Annotated in this window: 13 protein-coding genes; 5 read left to right on the top strand and 8 right to left on the bottom strand. The window is 70.0% G+C overall.

Annotation, left to right across the window (positions count from 1 at the left end; genetic code table 11):
- Positions 1 to 143: 143 nt before the first annotated feature.
- Together ACIBLC_RS29825 and ACIBLC_RS29820 are read right to left on the bottom strand one after the other, a co-directional pair.
- Entirely contained in the window at positions 144 to 1,382 is a 1,239-nt protein-coding gene (locus ACIBLC_RS29825; RefSeq protein WP_399214397.1) for a GNAT family N-acetyltransferase, read from the bottom strand.
- Positions 1,383 to 1,637: 255 nt separating this feature from the next.
- Positions 1,638 to 2,186, bottom strand: coding sequence for an isochorismatase family protein (locus ACIBLC_RS29820; RefSeq protein ID WP_399214396.1), 549 nt, complete (start codon positions 2,184 to 2,186; stop codon positions 1,638 to 1,640).
- Positions 2,187 to 2,433: 247 nt separating this feature from the next.
- Here ACIBLC_RS29820 and ACIBLC_RS29815 point away from each other — a divergent pair, with 247 nt between their 5' ends.
- On the top strand, positions 2,434 to 4,578 hold the full coding sequence (locus ACIBLC_RS29815; RefSeq protein ID WP_399214395.1) for an ArnT family glycosyltransferase: 2,145 nt from the start codon (positions 2,434 to 2,436) through the stop codon (positions 4,576 to 4,578).
- A 61-nt stretch (positions 4,579 to 4,639) separates the two neighbouring features.
- Here ACIBLC_RS29815 and ACIBLC_RS29810 read toward each other — a convergent pair whose 3' ends face one another.
- Genes ACIBLC_RS29810 through ACIBLC_RS29795 form a run of 4 tightly spaced genes read right to left on the bottom strand, consistent with a single transcriptional unit; the run spans position 4,640 to position 10,413 of the window.
- Positions 4,640 to 5,995: a DUF4407 domain-containing protein gene (locus ACIBLC_RS29810; RefSeq protein ID WP_399214394.1), complete on the bottom strand. Its 1,356-nt coding sequence runs from the start codon at positions 5,993 to 5,995 to the stop codon at positions 4,640 to 4,642.
- A complete protein-coding gene (locus tag ACIBLC_RS29805; RefSeq protein WP_399214393.1) occupies positions 5,985 to 7,460 on the bottom strand; it encodes a hypothetical protein in 1,476 nt (491 codons plus the stop codon). Before ACIBLC_RS29805 ends, ACIBLC_RS29810 begins: the two co-directional genes overlap by 11 nt.
- 5 nt (positions 7,461 to 7,465) lie before the next feature.
- Positions 7,466 to 9,595: a hypothetical protein gene (locus tag ACIBLC_RS29800; protein ID WP_399214392.1), complete on the bottom strand. Its 2,130-nt coding sequence runs from the start codon at positions 9,593 to 9,595 to the stop codon at positions 7,466 to 7,468.
- A gap of 20 nt (positions 9,596 to 9,615) precedes the next feature.
- Positions 9,616 to 10,413: a hypothetical protein gene (locus tag ACIBLC_RS29795; RefSeq protein WP_399214390.1), complete on the bottom strand. Its 798-nt coding sequence runs from the start codon at positions 10,411 to 10,413 to the stop codon at positions 9,616 to 9,618.
- Positions 10,414 to 10,650: 237 nt separating this feature from the next.
- On the opposite strand from ACIBLC_RS29795, the gene ACIBLC_RS29790 reads away from it, so the two are divergent.
- Complete coding sequence (locus tag ACIBLC_RS29790) at positions 10,651 to 11,172, top strand: hypothetical protein (RefSeq protein ID WP_399214389.1); 522 nt, start codon at positions 10,651 to 10,653, stop codon at positions 11,170 to 11,172.
- Positions 11,173 to 11,201: 29 nt separating this feature from the next.
- On the opposite strand, the gene ACIBLC_RS29785 is transcribed toward ACIBLC_RS29790, so the two are convergent.
- The gene (locus ACIBLC_RS29785; protein ID WP_399214388.1) at positions 11,202 to 11,900 is read right to left on the bottom strand and encodes a Crp/Fnr family transcriptional regulator; all 699 of its coding nucleotides are present in this window, start codon (positions 11,898 to 11,900) and stop codon (positions 11,202 to 11,204) included.
- A 161-nt stretch (positions 11,901 to 12,061) separates the two neighbouring features.
- Here ACIBLC_RS29785 and ACIBLC_RS29780 point away from each other — a divergent pair, with 161 nt between their 5' ends.
- Together ACIBLC_RS29780 and ACIBLC_RS29775 are read left to right on the top strand one after the other, a co-directional pair.
- Positions 12,062 to 12,847, top strand: a complete 786-nt coding sequence (locus ACIBLC_RS29780) for a helix-turn-helix domain-containing protein (protein ID WP_399214498.1) — start codon at positions 12,062 to 12,064, stop codon at positions 12,845 to 12,847.
- A complete protein-coding gene (locus tag ACIBLC_RS29775) occupies positions 12,844 to 13,086 on the top strand; it encodes a DUF397 domain-containing protein (RefSeq protein WP_399214387.1) in 243 nt (80 codons plus the stop codon). Before ACIBLC_RS29780 ends, ACIBLC_RS29775 begins: the two co-directional genes overlap by 4 nt.
- On the opposite strand, the gene ACIBLC_RS29770 is transcribed toward ACIBLC_RS29775, so the two are convergent.
- Positions 12,979 to 14,220: an MFS transporter gene (locus ACIBLC_RS29770; RefSeq protein WP_399214386.1), complete on the bottom strand. Its 1,242-nt coding sequence runs from the start codon at positions 14,218 to 14,220 to the stop codon at positions 12,979 to 12,981. The two genes, ACIBLC_RS29775 and ACIBLC_RS29770, sit on opposite strands and share 108 nt — an antisense overlap.
- A 92-nt stretch (positions 14,221 to 14,312) precedes the next feature.
- Between ACIBLC_RS29770 and ACIBLC_RS29765 the strand changes: the two genes are divergently transcribed.
- Complete coding sequence (locus ACIBLC_RS29765) at positions 14,313 to 15,317, top strand: ArsR family transcriptional regulator (protein ID WP_399214385.1); 1,005 nt, start codon at positions 14,313 to 14,315, stop codon at positions 15,315 to 15,317.
- Positions 15,318 to 15,322: the final 5 nt, after the last annotated feature.

Raw genomic sequence — 15,322 nt, 5'->3', positions numbered from 1 at the left:
TCCGTTCGCGTCCGTCGTTCCGTTTGGAGGGTTCGACGGATTCAGTGAGGGCACAGCGCGCAGGGCCGACCCCCGGCATCGCGCGCCGACGACGAGGGCTGGGGGGGGGAGAGGTGAAGGGTGGTGGGGGGCCGATAACGGTCTCAGCGGGGTCGGGGGTCCGTTCGGGTCGCGGCCGGGCGGGCCGAGGTGCGCAGGGTGCCGGCCGTCTTCAGGAGGCGGTCCGCCGGTTCGCGCAGCCTGGGGTGGGCCAGGACCGTGTTCCGCAGGCCGCGGACCGGCCTGCGCCACAACCGGTGTGCCGCCGCGACCGGGTTGGGCCGGGTCGCGAACCCCTCGCCCACGCGCAGCTCGCGGGTCTTGAGCCAGTCCTTGTACTCCTTGTCGCCGCGCCCCATGTCCATGAGCCGCACACCCTGCCGGCCGGCCGCCTCGGCCATCCGCAGGTGCATGATCAACCCGGGCGAGTAGTAGCGGAGTTCGGGGTCGTACGCCGTGAACCAGGCCGCGAACACGGTGCGCGAGGTCGGTCCGAAGTGCGCGGCCACCGGGCGGTCGCCCGCGTACACCACGGACAGCATGCCGGTGAAGTGTTCCTCGCGGACGTGGAAGAGGTGGTCGACCAGGTTCACGATCCACGGCCGCGCGAAGCGGTCCATCCGTCCCGTCCTGCGGTACTGGGCGGACTTCCACTCCATGAGCCGGTGCAGCATCCGCGGGTCGCGCTCGTCGAAGACGAACCGCATCTCGCCCAGGTCCCGGCCCAGGCGGCGTTCCTTCTTCAGTGTCGTCTTGGCCAGCCCCGGGTACGCGCCGCGCAGCCACTCCGCGTAGCCGCCTTCGCCGACCTTCAGGTCGAGTACCGGTGAGGCGAACGTCCCCGTGACGTATCTGCCGAAGGGTCTCTGCTCCTCGACGAGGTGGTCGAACTCGAAGACGGACAGCCCGCAGGCCTTCAGCAGTCGCTGGGAATCCCAGGTGACCCCGGGGCGGTGCACCAGGGCCTGGCAGTCGGAGAGGCCGAGCCCGATGGCCCGGCCGACGCCGAAGGCGTTGCGCTCGTACGGGAGGAAGCCGACGGGCTCGCCGTTCTCGTGCAGGACCGCGACCCGTGCGCCGCTGCGGTGCCTGCCGACTCCGGCGGCGAACTCCGGTGCGAGGAAGGGGTTCGCGTAGTGGGGGGACTCCTCCATCGCCCGGTGCCAGGCCTGGACCAGCGAGGGGCCCAGCTCCTCGGGTCGGTGGATCGTGATGTCCGGCCCGGCGGACCGGGCTGCTTCGACGGACTGATCGGCCCGGGTGTCCTGAGCGCCCTGACCAGCATGATTTGACTGACCTGTCTGATCTGGCTGGCCTGACTGCGTGGATTGCCTGGATCGCATGGGCGACCGCTCCCCCAATTCCCCCATGACGCGCCGTCCGCGTCCTGTCACTTCCTTGATCGATTCCCTGGCCGGCTGCTAACTGTTCGGCGGAGCTCAAACGTCGCGAAAGGTACGCACGCTGTCAAGGGTGCCTGTCGTAACGGAAGGGTGCGGATCGGATGTCGCGGTCGCCCATTCCCAGAAAGTCCGTCGTCGGAGAGACCGCCGTCGGGAAGACCGTCCGCAGAAAGACCGTTCTCGGAAAGTCCGTCGTCAGAAAGACACTTCCGCCGTGTCCGTGGTCCTCCCGCGGCGGCCCGGGGCCCGCTGCTCCTGCCAGTACAGGTTGGTGTGTGCGACGACCTGGGCCGGAGGCGGTGCGCCGTACGCCGTGAGGTCTTCCGTCGTGTGGGCGTCGGCGACCAGCGTCACGTCGTAACCACGGACGAAGGCGCCGTGCAGGGTCGAGCGGACGCACGCGTCGGTCTGGGCGCCCGTGACGACGAGCCGGCCCACGCCGCGCTCGGCGAGCAGCGCCTCCAGCTCGGTGTCCTCGAAGGAGTCGCCGTAGAGCTTGTGGACGAGCGGCTCGGCGTCGGCGCGGACCAGCTCCGCCACGTACTGCCAGCTTTCGCTGTCCCGCTTGAGCTGGTCGTCGGAGTGCTGCACCCACACGACGGGCACGTCCTCCGTGCGGGCCTTCTCCAGCAGTGTGTTGATGTTCGCGATCACGCCGTCGCGGTCGTGGACGTCCGTCATCGCCCCGTTCTGGACGTCGATCACGAGCAGCGCGGTGTTCGGCCTGTCGGGCAGGATCGTCATGGGAGCCTCTCCGTCTCTGGTCCCACCACACTAGGCCGGGCCAGTGACAACGGCCCGGGGTCGCGCGGACGGCCGTACGCGACCGCCCGGTTCCCGGTGGCGCCTTGGGGTTCGGCGGGAGCGCGCTGTGCGCTCGCTGTGAGTTCCCTGATTCTCATTCTTCCCTCAGTGCGGGCTCACCGACGCCCCAGACGGGGGCGCGACGTTCGTCTCCCAGCCACCCGTCTCCCACCCTGGAGTGCGCGTCATGACGACCCTCGCCCCGCCGACCCGCGACGAAGGGGTCCGGCAGCACTCGCACCGGGCCGGGCCGCCCGCCGACGGAGGCGTCAGGCCCCGCGTCCGCAGGCTGTTCACGGGCCCGCCGGACGACCCGCGCTGGGCCAGGCCCGCGCTCTGGGCGATCCTCGTCCTGGCCGTCGGCCTGTACGCCTGGAACGTCTCCTCCATCACCGGCAACAGCTTCTACAACGCCGCCGTCTACAGCGGCACCAAGAGCTGGAAGGCGTTCTTCTTCGGCGCCCTGGACTCGGGCAGCTTCATCACCGTCGACAAGCCGCCGTTCGCGCTGTGGGTGATGGGCATCTCGGCGCGCGTGTTCGGCTTCGGTACCTGGCAGTTGGCGCTGCCGATGGTCGCGGTGGGTACGGGATCGGTGGCACTGCTGTACCGCATGGTCAAGCGGGACTTCGGCGCGGTGGCGGGCAGCGTCGCCGCGCTGGCGCTCACGCTGACCCCGATCACGGTGGCGATCAACCGGGACACCAACCCCGACCCGGTCCTCGTCTTCCTGATGCTCCTCGGCGCGGCCGGGCTGATGAAGGCCGTGCGGGGCGGACGGCTGATGCCGTTGGTGTGGTCGGCGGTCGCGATCGGGTTCGCGTTCAACACGAAGATGATGCAGGCGTACGTCGTCCTGCCGGTCTTCTTCCTCGTCCACCTCTGGGCCGCCAACGCCTCGCTCGGCAGGCGGATCCGCAACCTCGCCGTCGCCACGGTCGCGCTCGTCGTCTCCAGCGCCTGGTGGATGGTGGTCGTCGACCTGTGGCCCGCGTCCTCGCGCCCCTACATCGGCGGTTCGACCGACAACACGGTCTGGGACCTCGTCATCGGCTACAACGGCTTCGGCCGTGTCTTCGGGGCGAGTTCGTCCGCGGGCGGGGCGGGGAACGGCGCCAGTTTCGGCGGAACCGCGTCCGTCTACCGGCTGTTCAACGACATCATGGGCGGCCAGATCTCCTGGCTCATCCCCTTCGCCCTCATCGCCCTCGTCGGCGGTCTGGTGCTGCGCGGACGGGCTCCGCGTACGGACGCCAAGCGCGCGGCGCTGCTCCTGTGGGGCGGCTGGTTCGTCGTGCACTACCTGACGTTCGCCCTCGCGGAGGGCACCTTCCATCCGTACTACGTCACCGCCATGGCGCCCGGTGTCGCCGCCCTGGCCGGTATCGGCGGCGTGATGCTGTACCGGGCGTTCCGGGACGGTCCGGCGGCGAAGTGGGGCTGGGTCCTGCCGCTGGCCGTCGCGGTCAGCGCGGCCTGGGCGGTCGTCCTGCTCCAGCGGGTCTCGGGCTCCGGGACGCTCTACACCGTCGCCGAGACCGTGGCCGGTGTCGCGGGCGCGGCCTCCGTACTCGGGCTGCTCGCAGGGCGGTTCTTGAAGCGGCGGCGACTGCTGGGCCTCGCGGCACTGGCGGCGGTCGTCGCCCTGCTCGCCGGTCCGGCGGCGTACTCGGTCTCGGCGGCCACGAGCGCCTCCAGCAACGGCACCAACCCGACGGCCGGTCCGAGCACGGGCGGCGGTATGGGTGGCGGCGGCGCGGGCGGAGGCATGGGCGGCGGCGCGCCGTCCGGCTCCGGTACCGGCACCGGCGCTGCGGGCAGGAGCGGCAGCGCGCCTACCGGCAACGCGCCGAGCGGTACCGGCGCGGAGTCCGGAGGCACCGCGCCCTCCGGCAGCGGATCCGGCGGTACGTCGTCCAGCGGCGGTCAGTTGGGCGGAGGAGCCGGCGGCGGTACTCAGGTCAGCTCCGAGATGATCACGTACCTGGAGAAGAACCAGGACGGCGCCAACTGGCTGGTGGCGGTGGCCACCGACCAGACGGCGGCCTCGATCATCCTGGAGTCCGGCGAACCCGTCATCTCCATGGGCGGCTGGTCCGGCACCGACAACGCCATGACCCTCGCCAAGCTCAAGTCCCTGGTGAAGTCCGGCCAACTGCACTACATCGTCGTCAGCAGCGACGGCGGCCAGGGCACGGACTCCGAGATCACCACCTGGGTCGAGGCGAACGGCACCGCCGTCAACTCCTCGTCCTACAGCTCCGGTTCCACCACTTCTTCTACGTCGAGCAGTGGGGGCCTGTACCGCCTGGACGCCTCCGACGTCAGCTGAGCCAACCGTCCATCCCCGATGGGCGGGCCACCGGACACCCCCTTCCGGCGGCCCGCCCCTCTCAGTCGCCCCGCTCCCGAAGAATCCGGGCCGTTCGAGTGTCGAGGTCCTTACGGAAGCGGAGGGCGCGCTCGGCGTGAGCGAGGCGGTATTCGTGTTCGAGGTGCTCCATGCGATCGGTCGTGTCCAGTTTCGTGCGGTGACGCTGCACCTCGTACTCCATGGTGGCGCAGGCGTGCTGGACCTGGAGGTCGTCGGAGTGCAGTCGACGGCTCGCTGCGAAGCGAGCGGTGACCAGGCGGTCGTACGTCGTGGAACCGCTCATGAGTTTGGCCAGGACGGGCATGGCGTCGACGACGAGGAGCAGGAGGTGCAGCACGAGGGCCACAGAACCGGCATACCAGTCGGACCAGGCGACGGCCTTGAGCGCGTGCGCTCTGGTCAGGATCCCGTCGTCGTCGAGGTCGGTCGCCCGCTGCCGCGTCTTGGTGTCGATGGCGCGCTGAAGAGCGGGCTGGTACGCCTCGGCGGCCGTGTCCTTCTTCGCGGCCAGGGTGTGGCCGGCCGCCACCAGCGCCGCCAGGTCGCTCTCGTACTTCTTGATCTCGCTGGTCGCGCGGTAGGCCGAGGAGTCCGCGCGGGCGCGCTCACACGTCTGGCTGACGTCGGCGTAACCACGCCACCAGATCCATTTGCCCCGGGCGCACTCGCGCTGCTCGGTGGCCATCTTGCGGTTCAGAGACCTGTTGATCGAGTCGACCTCAGTCCGCATGGCCTTCGTCCGGGCAATGTTGCTCTTGATCTGTTCGCCCAGTTCGACCGGTGAACCCGGCACCTTGAGCTGGTACTCACCGCATTCGGTACGGTCGGTGGTCCGCTCGCCGCCGGTGGGGTTACAAGACACGAGCATGCCCCGGTAGTCCGCGACCCTCCGTTCGTTGCCGACCGCGATCTCCTGCCGGATCTCCCTGTCGAAGATCTGGAAGAGGAGCGGTTCGGCGATGAAGATACCGAGGAGTACGGAGAGCGCCAGGCGGGGCAGCAGTATCCGCAAGGGGCTCTTGGCCGTCAGCGCGCCGTGGGTGCTGGACACCAGCCAGCTGTCCAGGGCGAGGATCAGCCATAGCCAGACCCCGGCCACCACGATTACGGCGGGGAACGGAAGGTCGGGCCGGATGGTGGCGAGCGCGACGGCCATCGAGACGCCAGCAAGCAGGGCGGTGTTGACGACGATGACGCCATACCAGGTGTATCGAGGCCGTTCCTCCGGAACCCAGTCCAGTACGTCCTCGCGGATGCCGATCACCCGGCGCAGCCGCACCGCGAGCCCCGCCTCGGGTCGCGCGGGGCGGAAGGGCACGGTCATCTCGGCGAGCGGAGCCCGGTCGGCAGGATGGACCGGCAGATCAGTGGCCAACGTGCGCCTCCATGTCACCGGTACCGAGGTCGCTGTCGCTGTCGTCGCCCTCGTCCGGGCCCGGATCCGGGTCCTCGTCGCTCTCGTGGTCCGCCTCGACGTCGACCACGTCGACCACGTCGGTGTCCGTGGGCCGCTTGTCGCGCCGTTCCTCCGACGCCGTGTGTACCGCCGGGCCCTGGGCGAGTGCCGGAGCACCGTACTGGGGGATCTCCCCCACGCTGTTGATGAAGGCACCGGGGTCGACGGCGGTGTTGTCGACCAGGCCGCGCTCGATGAGCAGCTTGCCGATGTCTCGGTTGACCTCGAGACGCTTCTCCGCCCAGTCGCGCTGCTCCTTACTCAACTGCTGCGCGTCCTCTCGGCGCTCCGCGTGTTCGCTCTGCTGGTCCGCGCGCTCCAATTCCTTCCTCTTGTCGTCCCGTTCGACCTGCCAGCGCTGATCGTCCCGTTCGAGGGTGGCCCGTCGCTCGTCGTACTCCCTCTCGAGCTTCGTCAGGGCGTCCTCCCGGTCGGTGCGGCGCGCCTCCGCCGCGCGCAGCCGGTCGGCGAAGGTGTCGGCGGAGATGTCCCCGTTGCGGTAGGCGTTCAGGTCGGCGGCTATGGGGTCGTTGCCGATGACCCTGAGGTCCTCAGTCATCTCGTCGCGGACGAACCCGTTCTGCCGCGCCTTCAGCGTGAGGTCGTGATGCTGCTCCTCGGCGCTGACGACGTGGTCGTAGCGCGTGCGCAGCGTCTCGTACTCCTGACGGTTGTGCTCCTTGCGCAGCGCCTCCTCGCGCCGGATCTCCTCGCGATCCCGCTCCTTCTCGGCCAGGGCCAGGGCTCGTTCCCGCTCCACCTCCTCCCGGAGGCGGTCCTTCTCCCGGGCGCGCCTGGTCTCCTCGACCTCGCGTACGTGCGCGGCGAGTTCCTCGGGTGACAGGACCTCCACCGCACGGGGGTACGCCTTCAGGCCCGAGACGATGTGCGGCCGCATCTCCTGGTACGCGGTCAGCCGCGCGTCGATACGGCGGCGCACGAGGGCCGAGTCGACGATCGACAGATCGCCGCCCTGCTCGATAAGACCGGGGACCGCGCGGAGATAGTCCAGGAGCAGCGCCTCCACGTCGGTGACCCCGTCCCGTACGACCGTGCGCGCGTCCGAGACCGTGCAGTGGAAGGTCGTCCGCACGGTGAAGTCACCCCCCTCCGCGGACGGGATGCGCATCTCCACGACGACGGGCACGCCGACGCTCCGGTCGACAACCGTGACCGAACTCGCGGCGACCACCACCGGATCGTCGGGCCGCAGCCCGCCGTGGTCCTCGATGTACTCCTCGCCGACCCGGAAGATCCGCACCTCGTGCGCGGCCAGCAGCGGCAGGTCGTCCTCGCCCCTGACGGGACGCTTGTTGAACCACCCGCCGCCTTGCCGCGGCCGTCCGTACTCCCGCTGTTCGACGAACGGGTAACTCTCAGCCATGTGCGTCAGTCCTCCGTGCTCAGTACGGTGGTGAGGAAGGTGTCGATGAGTGCCGCGGTGGTGTTGCCGGAGCGGACCGCGGCGGGGCGCAGGGCCGCGGCGAGGAGCCGGCGTTCGTCCGGCGGGAGCGCGGCGCCCACGCTGTGGCCGAACTGCCCGGCGGTGGCCTGGGGCTCCTCGCCCACGGCCGACAGCGCGCGCAGGGTGTCGTACAGAGCCCGCAGCGCCAAGGTCCGCCGCGGCCGGTTACACAGCACGCCCGCCCACAACTCACCCAGCTTTCCTATGAGTTGAGGCTGCCGCTCCATCAGCGTGGCGCACACGGGCTGCCCCGTGCGCAGGTCGCCCACCCTCAGGACGGCCAGGACTGCGTCGAAGGTGTTCTCCCTCAGCTGGGTGGCGACGGTGGTCCTGCGCTGGACGCCCAGCCGGTGCGCCAGGGCGCGGAAGACCACGCCACCGTCCTCCCGGCACTCCGCGAGTACGGCGACGAGGTCGGCGAGGGCGAACATCGCCTCCTCGGACTGGCCGCTGCGCCGGCTGATCAGATGCCACAGCAGCTTGACGGCGTCGGTGGGAAAGCGAACCCCCAGTTCCCCGCCGAACGCGGCCACCGCCGTCGAGCGCAGCCCCGGGTCGCGGGACAGGACCCAACTGCGGGCGAGGGTGAGCGCGGTGGCGTCGAGGTTCTCGTCTAGACACATCCAGCACAGGACCAGAGTGGCCATGGACTGCCCGGCGGGGCCCGCCTCGCCGTGTGCCCAGGGCTCCAGATAGGACTCGGCGACCTCGTCGAAGGCGGGCCTGGCGAGCAGGGCCAGACCGGAGGCGACGGACAGGTGCAAGCCCGTTCCGGGGATCAGGATGAGCTCGGTCAGCCAGTCCTGTACGCCGTCCCAGTACGCCTTCGAGTGGTTCGTCCACAGCTCCTCCAGGACCCACTGGCGGTACTGCGGACTGGGGAAAACGAGCACGGTCCGGGTGAGCGCGCCGTGCTTCTGCTCCTCGGTCGCAGCCAGCAGGTTGCGGGTCAGGGAACGCCGTCGGTCGACGGCGGGCTGGGCCCCGGCCGACTGCGCCGCGGCGGGTTGCGTTGCTTCCGGGAAGGCCGGGAAGGCCGGTGCGATCCGGGGTTCCAGCCGTTCCTGCCACGACTCGAACTCGCGGTATCCGGCACCGATGGCGAAGGCGAGTACCGTCACCTCGGCGGTCTCCTGGAGCGAGCGTTCCACGGCGAACCACTCGCGCACGGGTTGCGCCGCGCTGCTTCCGTATTCCCGCCACACTCCGGCGGGGTCGGCACCCCGCGCGATCCGCGCCGCCGCGGCGGTCACCTCCGCGATCAAGCACTCAGCGGGCAGCAGTTCGACGGCCTCTTCGACGACGGTGCCGGCGCAGCCCGCCTTCCGCAACCGCAGCCGCAGCACGTCCGCCAGATCCGGTGCGCTCCAGGGCACATGGCGTACGGACTCGGGTGGTTTACCCCTGATGGTGTGCACGGTGGTGACCACCAGGTGTGCCTCCTGGTCGCGCACCGCGTCCCGTACGCGCCTCCAGTCGAAGTCCGCGGTCCCGGACGAGCCCTCGTTCATCCGGTCGAGCAGCACATAGCCGACGCCCTTCTCGAAGGCGGGGCGACCGGTAGCGAGTTCGTCCAGGCTTCGGCCGGGCGAGAGCACCACGTACTCCGTTCCGTCGGCGACAGCATTGAGGAGCGCCACGGCGCCCGAACGCTTGCCCACTCCGGGCGGCCCGACCAGCACCACCACACTGTCCCGGTCCAGGTCCGCCACCGCCTCGTCGAAACAGGGTGGTTCGACGTACGACTCCAGGATCGTGTCCGCCTCGCCAGCGTCGAGCCGTCCGACGGCCGTACGGCGGGCGTTCGGGTTGTCCGCGCCACCGGGGCCGCCGATGCCGAAGTGCGCCTGACGGGCGTCGAGGGCGCCGAGGAAGTACTGGTTGACGTTGTGGTGGGGCGCATTGTGGTGAGGCGCCGGATTCGGCCGGTCGGTGCCGGGCTGCTCGTCCCTGGACTGTTGGACTTCGGGCTGCTCGTCTCCGGGCTGTTCCACTCCGGCCGCGCCCTCGGGTTTTTCCTGCTCAGGAGGTTCTTCGCGCTGTTCCTGGTTCATCCTCTGCCGTCAATCGGGGGTCATTTGGAGATTCCGAAGACGGCGCCCTGTGCGTTCACGGTTCCGTGAAAAGTCTGAACGACCGTGTCTGGCGCAGTAGTTGGAGCACTCTGGGGGCGCGCGACTACTGGTTCACCACCCTTCGCAGCGCCCGCGCCCTCCTCACGCCCCGAAACGCTCCCCGCGCCGCCGTGCAGTTCAAGCCCTCGCACGTCATGTCCGGGCACCCAGATCCAGGCCCGGCCCATGTACTCTTTCTCCTCGATCCGTACCTGGAGGAACTCCTGAGACCGGATGGTGGTGTACGCCTCGCGGACCACGTCGTTGAAGACGGTGGCCGAGACCGCCACGGCCAGGCAGGCGTCCGGCGCGGCGGCAAGGGCGGACCTCAGCACCGCGCTGTCGCAGATACGGCCGATCTCGACCGGCGCCCTGCCTGCGAACCCGTTGGCCGCGGGGGACGCCGTACCAAAGTGCACGGCTGCCCTGAGCCGCAGCCACGCCTCGGGCACCCGGCCGTGGTTGAAAGCCCGCAGGCCGGCGTCGAGGTTGCGCATGAACGTGTCGATGAGGGCCGGTTCGGAGGCGCCCTCGGGCAGCACCGCGAACACTGAGTCCCCGGCCTCCTGCGTGACCCACCGCTCTCGTTCCAGCCCTGCCGCGTCGGCCGCCTGCCCGAGCAGTCGGTAAATCGCCTCCTGCAACTGTGTCTGCGTCAGTACGTCGACGCCGCCATATCCCTTCGCGTCGACCGCCAGCAGCAGTCTGCGCCCGAACGTTCCCATGCCGCCCGGTCCGCCCGCACCGTTCATCGTCATGACGCCCCTCGTGTCCGTACTCACTTACCGTTAAGGACTCTTCTCGTGGAATCGGCGTCCGCGCTCCCCCCACCCGCGGACACCGGTACACGCCAGTCGTACACGGCCCGCGCGGGCCGGACCCCGTGGAAGTACGGGATGCAGCAAGATGCGGGAATCCATAGAAGTGACTGGTTCGCACACCGGAGCAGGTGCCTACTTGAGGGGTCGCACCCGTCGACCCGAGGAGGGACCCGTATGCCGCCCGCCGGTGCCACCCCCGACAACCGTCCCGCGCAGTACATGTTCACTACCCTGCAGACCACCCATCAGCACGCGGACACCAAGGCCGGGATCCTGGCGGCCGCGCAGGCCGCACTGGTGGGCACAGCGGACTCATGGAGCGGGCAGGCCCTGCGCACCGTGGAGCGGGGCGGAGCGACTGGCGTGCTGGCCGGGACGCTGTTCACTCTTTTCGTCTGCGGGATGTTCGGAGGCGCGGTCTGTCTGGCGGCGGCCCTACGGCCTCGTGTGCAGCACCCTGGAGGCGTCAACCGATACAGCTTCGTCCACCTCTCCACCGGCCCGGACATCCTGCCCGCCGAGAACCCGGGTGGCGCCGACGAGACCGTGGACCGGCGGGAGTTGTCGCAGACGGTGCGGTTCCTCGCCCGCGTCGCGCTGCGCAAGTACCGATTCCTCACCGGCGCCGTGGTGTGCACGACGGTGATGGGCGCCAGTGCCGGGCTGTCCGTGGTCCTGCGCCCGGTACTGACCTGACGCCGCACCCGGCCGCCGGGCGGCCCGCGTCACTCCCCGTGCGCAAGATCGGCCACCTGCCGGAGCCGAGGCAGGTCGCAGATGGTCGTGGACCGGTATCCGGTCTCCAGCAGGCCGTCCTCGCGCAGTTCGCGCAGTCCCTTGTGGATGGTCGTCTCTGCGGCTCCAGTCAGCGCGGCCATCTCCGGCTGCGTCAGCCGGCAGCCGATGACCACACCACCGTCCCCCCTGCGCCCGTACGCGGTGGCCAGTTCCACCAGGAGCCGGGCCAGCCGTACCTTGGCCGGATAGCCACGGAAGTCCAGCCGCCGCCGGTTGGCCCACCGCAACCGGTCCGAGACGATGCCCGTCAGTGCGATGGCCACTTCCGGGCGCCGCGTCAACAGGCTGTGCAGGATGCCGTGTTGCAGCAGGCGCGCGGTCATCGACCCGCACGCCGTCACCGTGGCCGAGCGCGGTGCCCCGTCCATCGACGCCATCTCGCCGACCGTGTCACCGCCGACACGAACTGCCAAGAGCGATGTCTCGCCGTTCTCCACCGTCGCAGTCACCTTGGCGAACCCGGAAAGAAGCAACAGGACGTGTCTGTCCCGGGCGCCTTCGCTCAGCAGCACCTCCCCCGCCTCGAACCGTGCCTCGACGCCCAGACCGAGTAGTTCCTGCCGCGCCGCCTGCGGCAGCACGCCCAGCAGACTGCGCGCGGGCCAGTCCTCGGAGTTGTGCGACACGATTCCCCTCAGGCCGGTCGGCGACTGCGTCTCAATCCTGCCGCGAAACCCGTACGGATTCCTTTGTACGGGTGTGCCGGGGTGAACGTACGCTTTTAGGTGGGGAGTTCATCCTCGTGAACAGCGGGAGCGGCAAGAGCTGTAGGAAGAACGCATCGGCCATGAAGATGGTGGGGGCGCTGATCGGGGTGTTCCGGCGAACAGCCGGGTACACCCAACGGGAGCTAGCCGAGCGGTTGAGGGTGGACGGGCAGACCCTCGCCTCCATCAAGCAGGGCAGACGGTCCCTGAGAGCGGAATACGCCGAGTTCCTTGACGAACTCCTCGACGCCAAAGGGGCGTTGTCCGCCGACGTGGCGAACATGCCCGAGGTGGATCTGTTTCCCCGGTGGGCCGAGGAGTACATCGACCTGGAGCGGGAGGCGCTGGCGCTGTCCTCGTATCAGAACCAGGCCCTGCCGGGGCTTCTGCAGCCCAAGGAGTATGCACGCGCGGTCTTCCAGAACGATGTCTCCGTCCTCTCCGGGGACGAGATCGAGCAGCGAGCCGCAGCACGCATGGAGCGACAGGATGTCCTGCACCAAGCGAACCCAACGACTGCGAGTTTCATCATCTCCGAGGCGACACTCAAGGACCGGCTCGGCGGCGAGGAGGTCTACGCCGAGCAGCTTCTTCGCCTTCACGAGTGGACCGATCTGCCCGGAGTCACGGTCCAAGTCATGCCGCTGGGACGCGATTTCCATGCCGGGCTCTCCGGCCCGTTCGTGCTCGTCGAAACCGCGGACCATCAGCGCTTCGCCTACGTCGAGGGACAGCTCAACGGCAGGCTCATTGCCGACCCCGACGAGGTCTCCGTCCTCGAACGCAAGTATGCGATGCTGCGGACACAGGCTCTCAATCCTCAGGAGACCAAGAGCCTGTTGGGCCGTTTACTAGGAGAGCAATGAGCACCGCATTGCAGTGGTTCAAGTCCAGCTACAGCACCGAGCAGGGCGGTGACTGCCTCGGAGTCGCGTACGCCTGGCGCGAGTCGAGCTGCAGCAGCGAACAGGGCGGCGCCTGCCTGGAGTTCGTCGCCTCACCGCGTGCCGTCCACGTCCGGGACTCCAAGAACGCCGACGGCGGCCCCGCCCTTGCCGTCACCCCCGCCAGTTGGACGGCGTTCCTGACGCTTGCCCGCGGCTGAGAGCGTCGCGGTCGCCGCGAGGGACGTCGCTGCCATCAGGGTCATCGCCGTCGCGGGCGAGGTCAGTTGAGCCACCGCTCCCGCCAGCGCCGCGCTCACGCCCTGCATGGTGAGCATCCCGGAGGAGTGCAGACCCAGGGCGTGGCCGCTCAGTTCCTCGGGAGTGAGGGCCATCAGGCGTTCCTGCTGGATCAGGCTCGAGCCGAAGCCGACGGAGGCGAGGGCGACGCAGGCCGCCGCGATCGCCGTACCCGGGCGAAGGGCGAAGAACAGGTACGGCCCGGCCAGGAGCAGCAGGAACGGGATGCCCAGCCGGCGGCGGACCGGCGGCGGCAGGAAGCGGCCCGTCGTCACGTCGCCCACGAACATCCCGAACGCGCCGCAGGCGAAGAGCAGGCCCGCCCGGTCGGGGGCGTAGGACACGTACAGGGACTCGCAGCCGACGACGAGGCCGTTCGGGATCCACAGGAGCAGGTACGTCGTGCGGCGCGGGGGCGAGGACCACAGCAGGGCGTTCGTACGCCAGGTCTGCGCGACGGACGGGCGGCCCTCGGTACGCGGTGCGCGTCTGCTCAGGCCGAGCCGGGTGACCAGGGCCGCGGCCAGGTACAGGGTCACCGCGACCACCAGCGTCGCCCTCGGTGACAGCACCACCATCAGCACGCCGCCCGTCGCGAAGCCCGCGATCTGGGTGAGGCCGCTCGCCATGTTGAAGACCGAACGCCCCAGCAGGTAACCGTCCTTGGACAGGATCTCGTTCAGCAGGCCCCAGCGGACCCCGCCGCCGAGCGAGGAGATCAGGCCGAGCATCGCGATGACGGCGAAGAGCGCCCAGAGGGGCAGGCCGGGCGTCGCCATCACCGCCGTGCCGACGGCGAAGGACAGCGCGATGCCCGTCATCGTGGAGCGGGGCGGCAGCCGGTCCGCCGCCGACAGCAGAGTGGTCGCGCCGACCACCTGTGCCAACTGCGGCCCGAACATGCTCACCGCCGACAGCAGAGGTGACTCGGTCGCCTTGAACACCAGCGTTCCGATGGCCAGCGCGCCGATCGTGGAGGCCGCCGAGTGGAGCGAGGAGGAGAGGAAGAGAGGAGTGAACTCCCGGGTGCGGAAGAGATCGGAGTAGCTGCGCATGCGCGGAGTCTGTGGTGCGGGGTGCGGCGGCCGTTATTGTTTCGCACAGGAGCGAAACATCAGGACATCAGGGGTGTGGGGAGGGCGTTCGCGTGGGCTGGTGGCAGGTCAACGCCGACACCCTCGCCGGGAGCCGCTTCGTGCTGTCGCCGCTCGCCGAGACCTTCGCGAGCCTGAAGATGCTGCACGCGGCGGCCGCCTCGCACCCCGGAGAGCAGGCCTGGCTGAGCGCCCATCTCCCCGCCTACAAGCGGCACTTGGCCGCCGACCCCGTCACCGCGCTGCTCATCCGCTCCGGGCTCGGCAGGGACTGGATCGCGGACTTCCTCACGCCCACCCCGCACGAGGACCTGACCGCCTTCGAGGACGAGGTGGCGCGGGTGCGCGCGGTCTCCCCCGCCGACGCGCGCGCCCACCTCACGCTCTCGCTGCGCGGCCCGCTCCCCGCCCGCCTGGACCGCGACGACCTCCCGGAACGCGCCGCGGACCTCCTCACCCACGTGTGGGAGGAGGCCGTACGCCCGTACTGGGCCCGGCGGCGGCGCGTCCTGGAGGCCGATGTCGTCGCGCGCACCGCGCAGCTGAGCCAGGGAGGCTGGGCGGCGGCGCTCGGCGCGCTGCGGCCGGGGATGCGGTGGCTCGGCGACAACCGGCTCCAGGTGAACGCCCACGAGTACCCGCCCCGCGAGATCTCCGGCGCGCGGCTCTTCTTCGTACCGGTCACTCCGCAGCGCGTCGGGTGGGTCTCCTGGGAGGAGCCCCACCGGTACGCGGTGATCTACCCCTGCGCGGGCGCGCTGGCCGGCGATCCGGGCGGAGCGGCCGTGCCCGCGAGCCTGGGCGCGCTGCTCGGACCGGCCCGCGCCGCCGTCCTCGTACTCCTCGACTCCCCGCTGTCCACCACCCAGCTCGTCGCCGTGACCGGGCAGCGGCTGGGGTCCGTCGGACGCCACCTGAAGGTGCTGCTGGACGCGCGGCTCGTGGAGCGGCGGCGGGCGGGACGGTCGGTGCTGTACTCGCGGACGGCCACCGGCGAGGTACTCGTCACAGCCCAGCGGGACCGCTCGGACGGGGAGCCCTTCACCTACCGGAGTTAGGCTCC

The organism is Streptomyces sp. NPDC050535 (assembly GCF_044457665.1).
Classification (GTDB): domain Bacteria; phylum Actinomycetota; class Actinomycetes; order Streptomycetales; family Streptomycetaceae; genus Streptomyces.
This window is presented reverse-complemented; position numbering and strand designations above follow the sequence as displayed.

Coding starts and splice junctions, on each gene's coding strand:
- ACIBLC_RS29825 (WP_399214397.1), bottom strand. CDS start 1,382: ATGCGATCCAGGCAATCCACGCAGTCAGGCCAGCCAGATCAGACAGGT.
- ACIBLC_RS29820 (WP_399214396.1), bottom strand. CDS start 2,186: ATGACGATCCTGCCCGACAGGCCGAACACCGCGCTGCTCGTGATCGAC.
- ACIBLC_RS29815 (WP_399214395.1), top strand. CDS start 2,434: ATGACGACCCTCGCCCCGCCGACCCGCGACGAAGGGGTCCGGCAGCAC.
- ACIBLC_RS29805 (WP_399214393.1), bottom strand. CDS start 7,460: ATGGCTGAGAGTTACCCGTTCGTCGAACAGCGGGAGTACGGACGGCCG.
- ACIBLC_RS29800 (WP_399214392.1), bottom strand. CDS start 9,595: ATGAACCAGGAACAGCGCGAAGAACCTCCTGAGCAGGAAAAACCCGAG.
- ACIBLC_RS29795 (WP_399214390.1), bottom strand. CDS start 10,413: ATGACGATGAACGGTGCGGGCGGACCGGGCGGCATGGGAACGTTCGGG.
- ACIBLC_RS29790 (WP_399214389.1), top strand. CDS start 10,651: ATGCCGCCCGCCGGTGCCACCCCCGACAACCGTCCCGCGCAGTACATG.
- ACIBLC_RS29780 (WP_399214498.1), top strand. CDS start 12,062: ATGAAGATGGTGGGGGCGCTGATCGGGGTGTTCCGGCGAACAGCCGGG.
- ACIBLC_RS29775 (WP_399214387.1), top strand. CDS start 12,844: ATGAGCACCGCATTGCAGTGGTTCAAGTCCAGCTACAGCACCGAGCAG.
- ACIBLC_RS29770 (WP_399214386.1), bottom strand. CDS start 14,220: ATGCGCAGCTACTCCGATCTCTTCCGCACCCGGGAGTTCACTCCTCTC.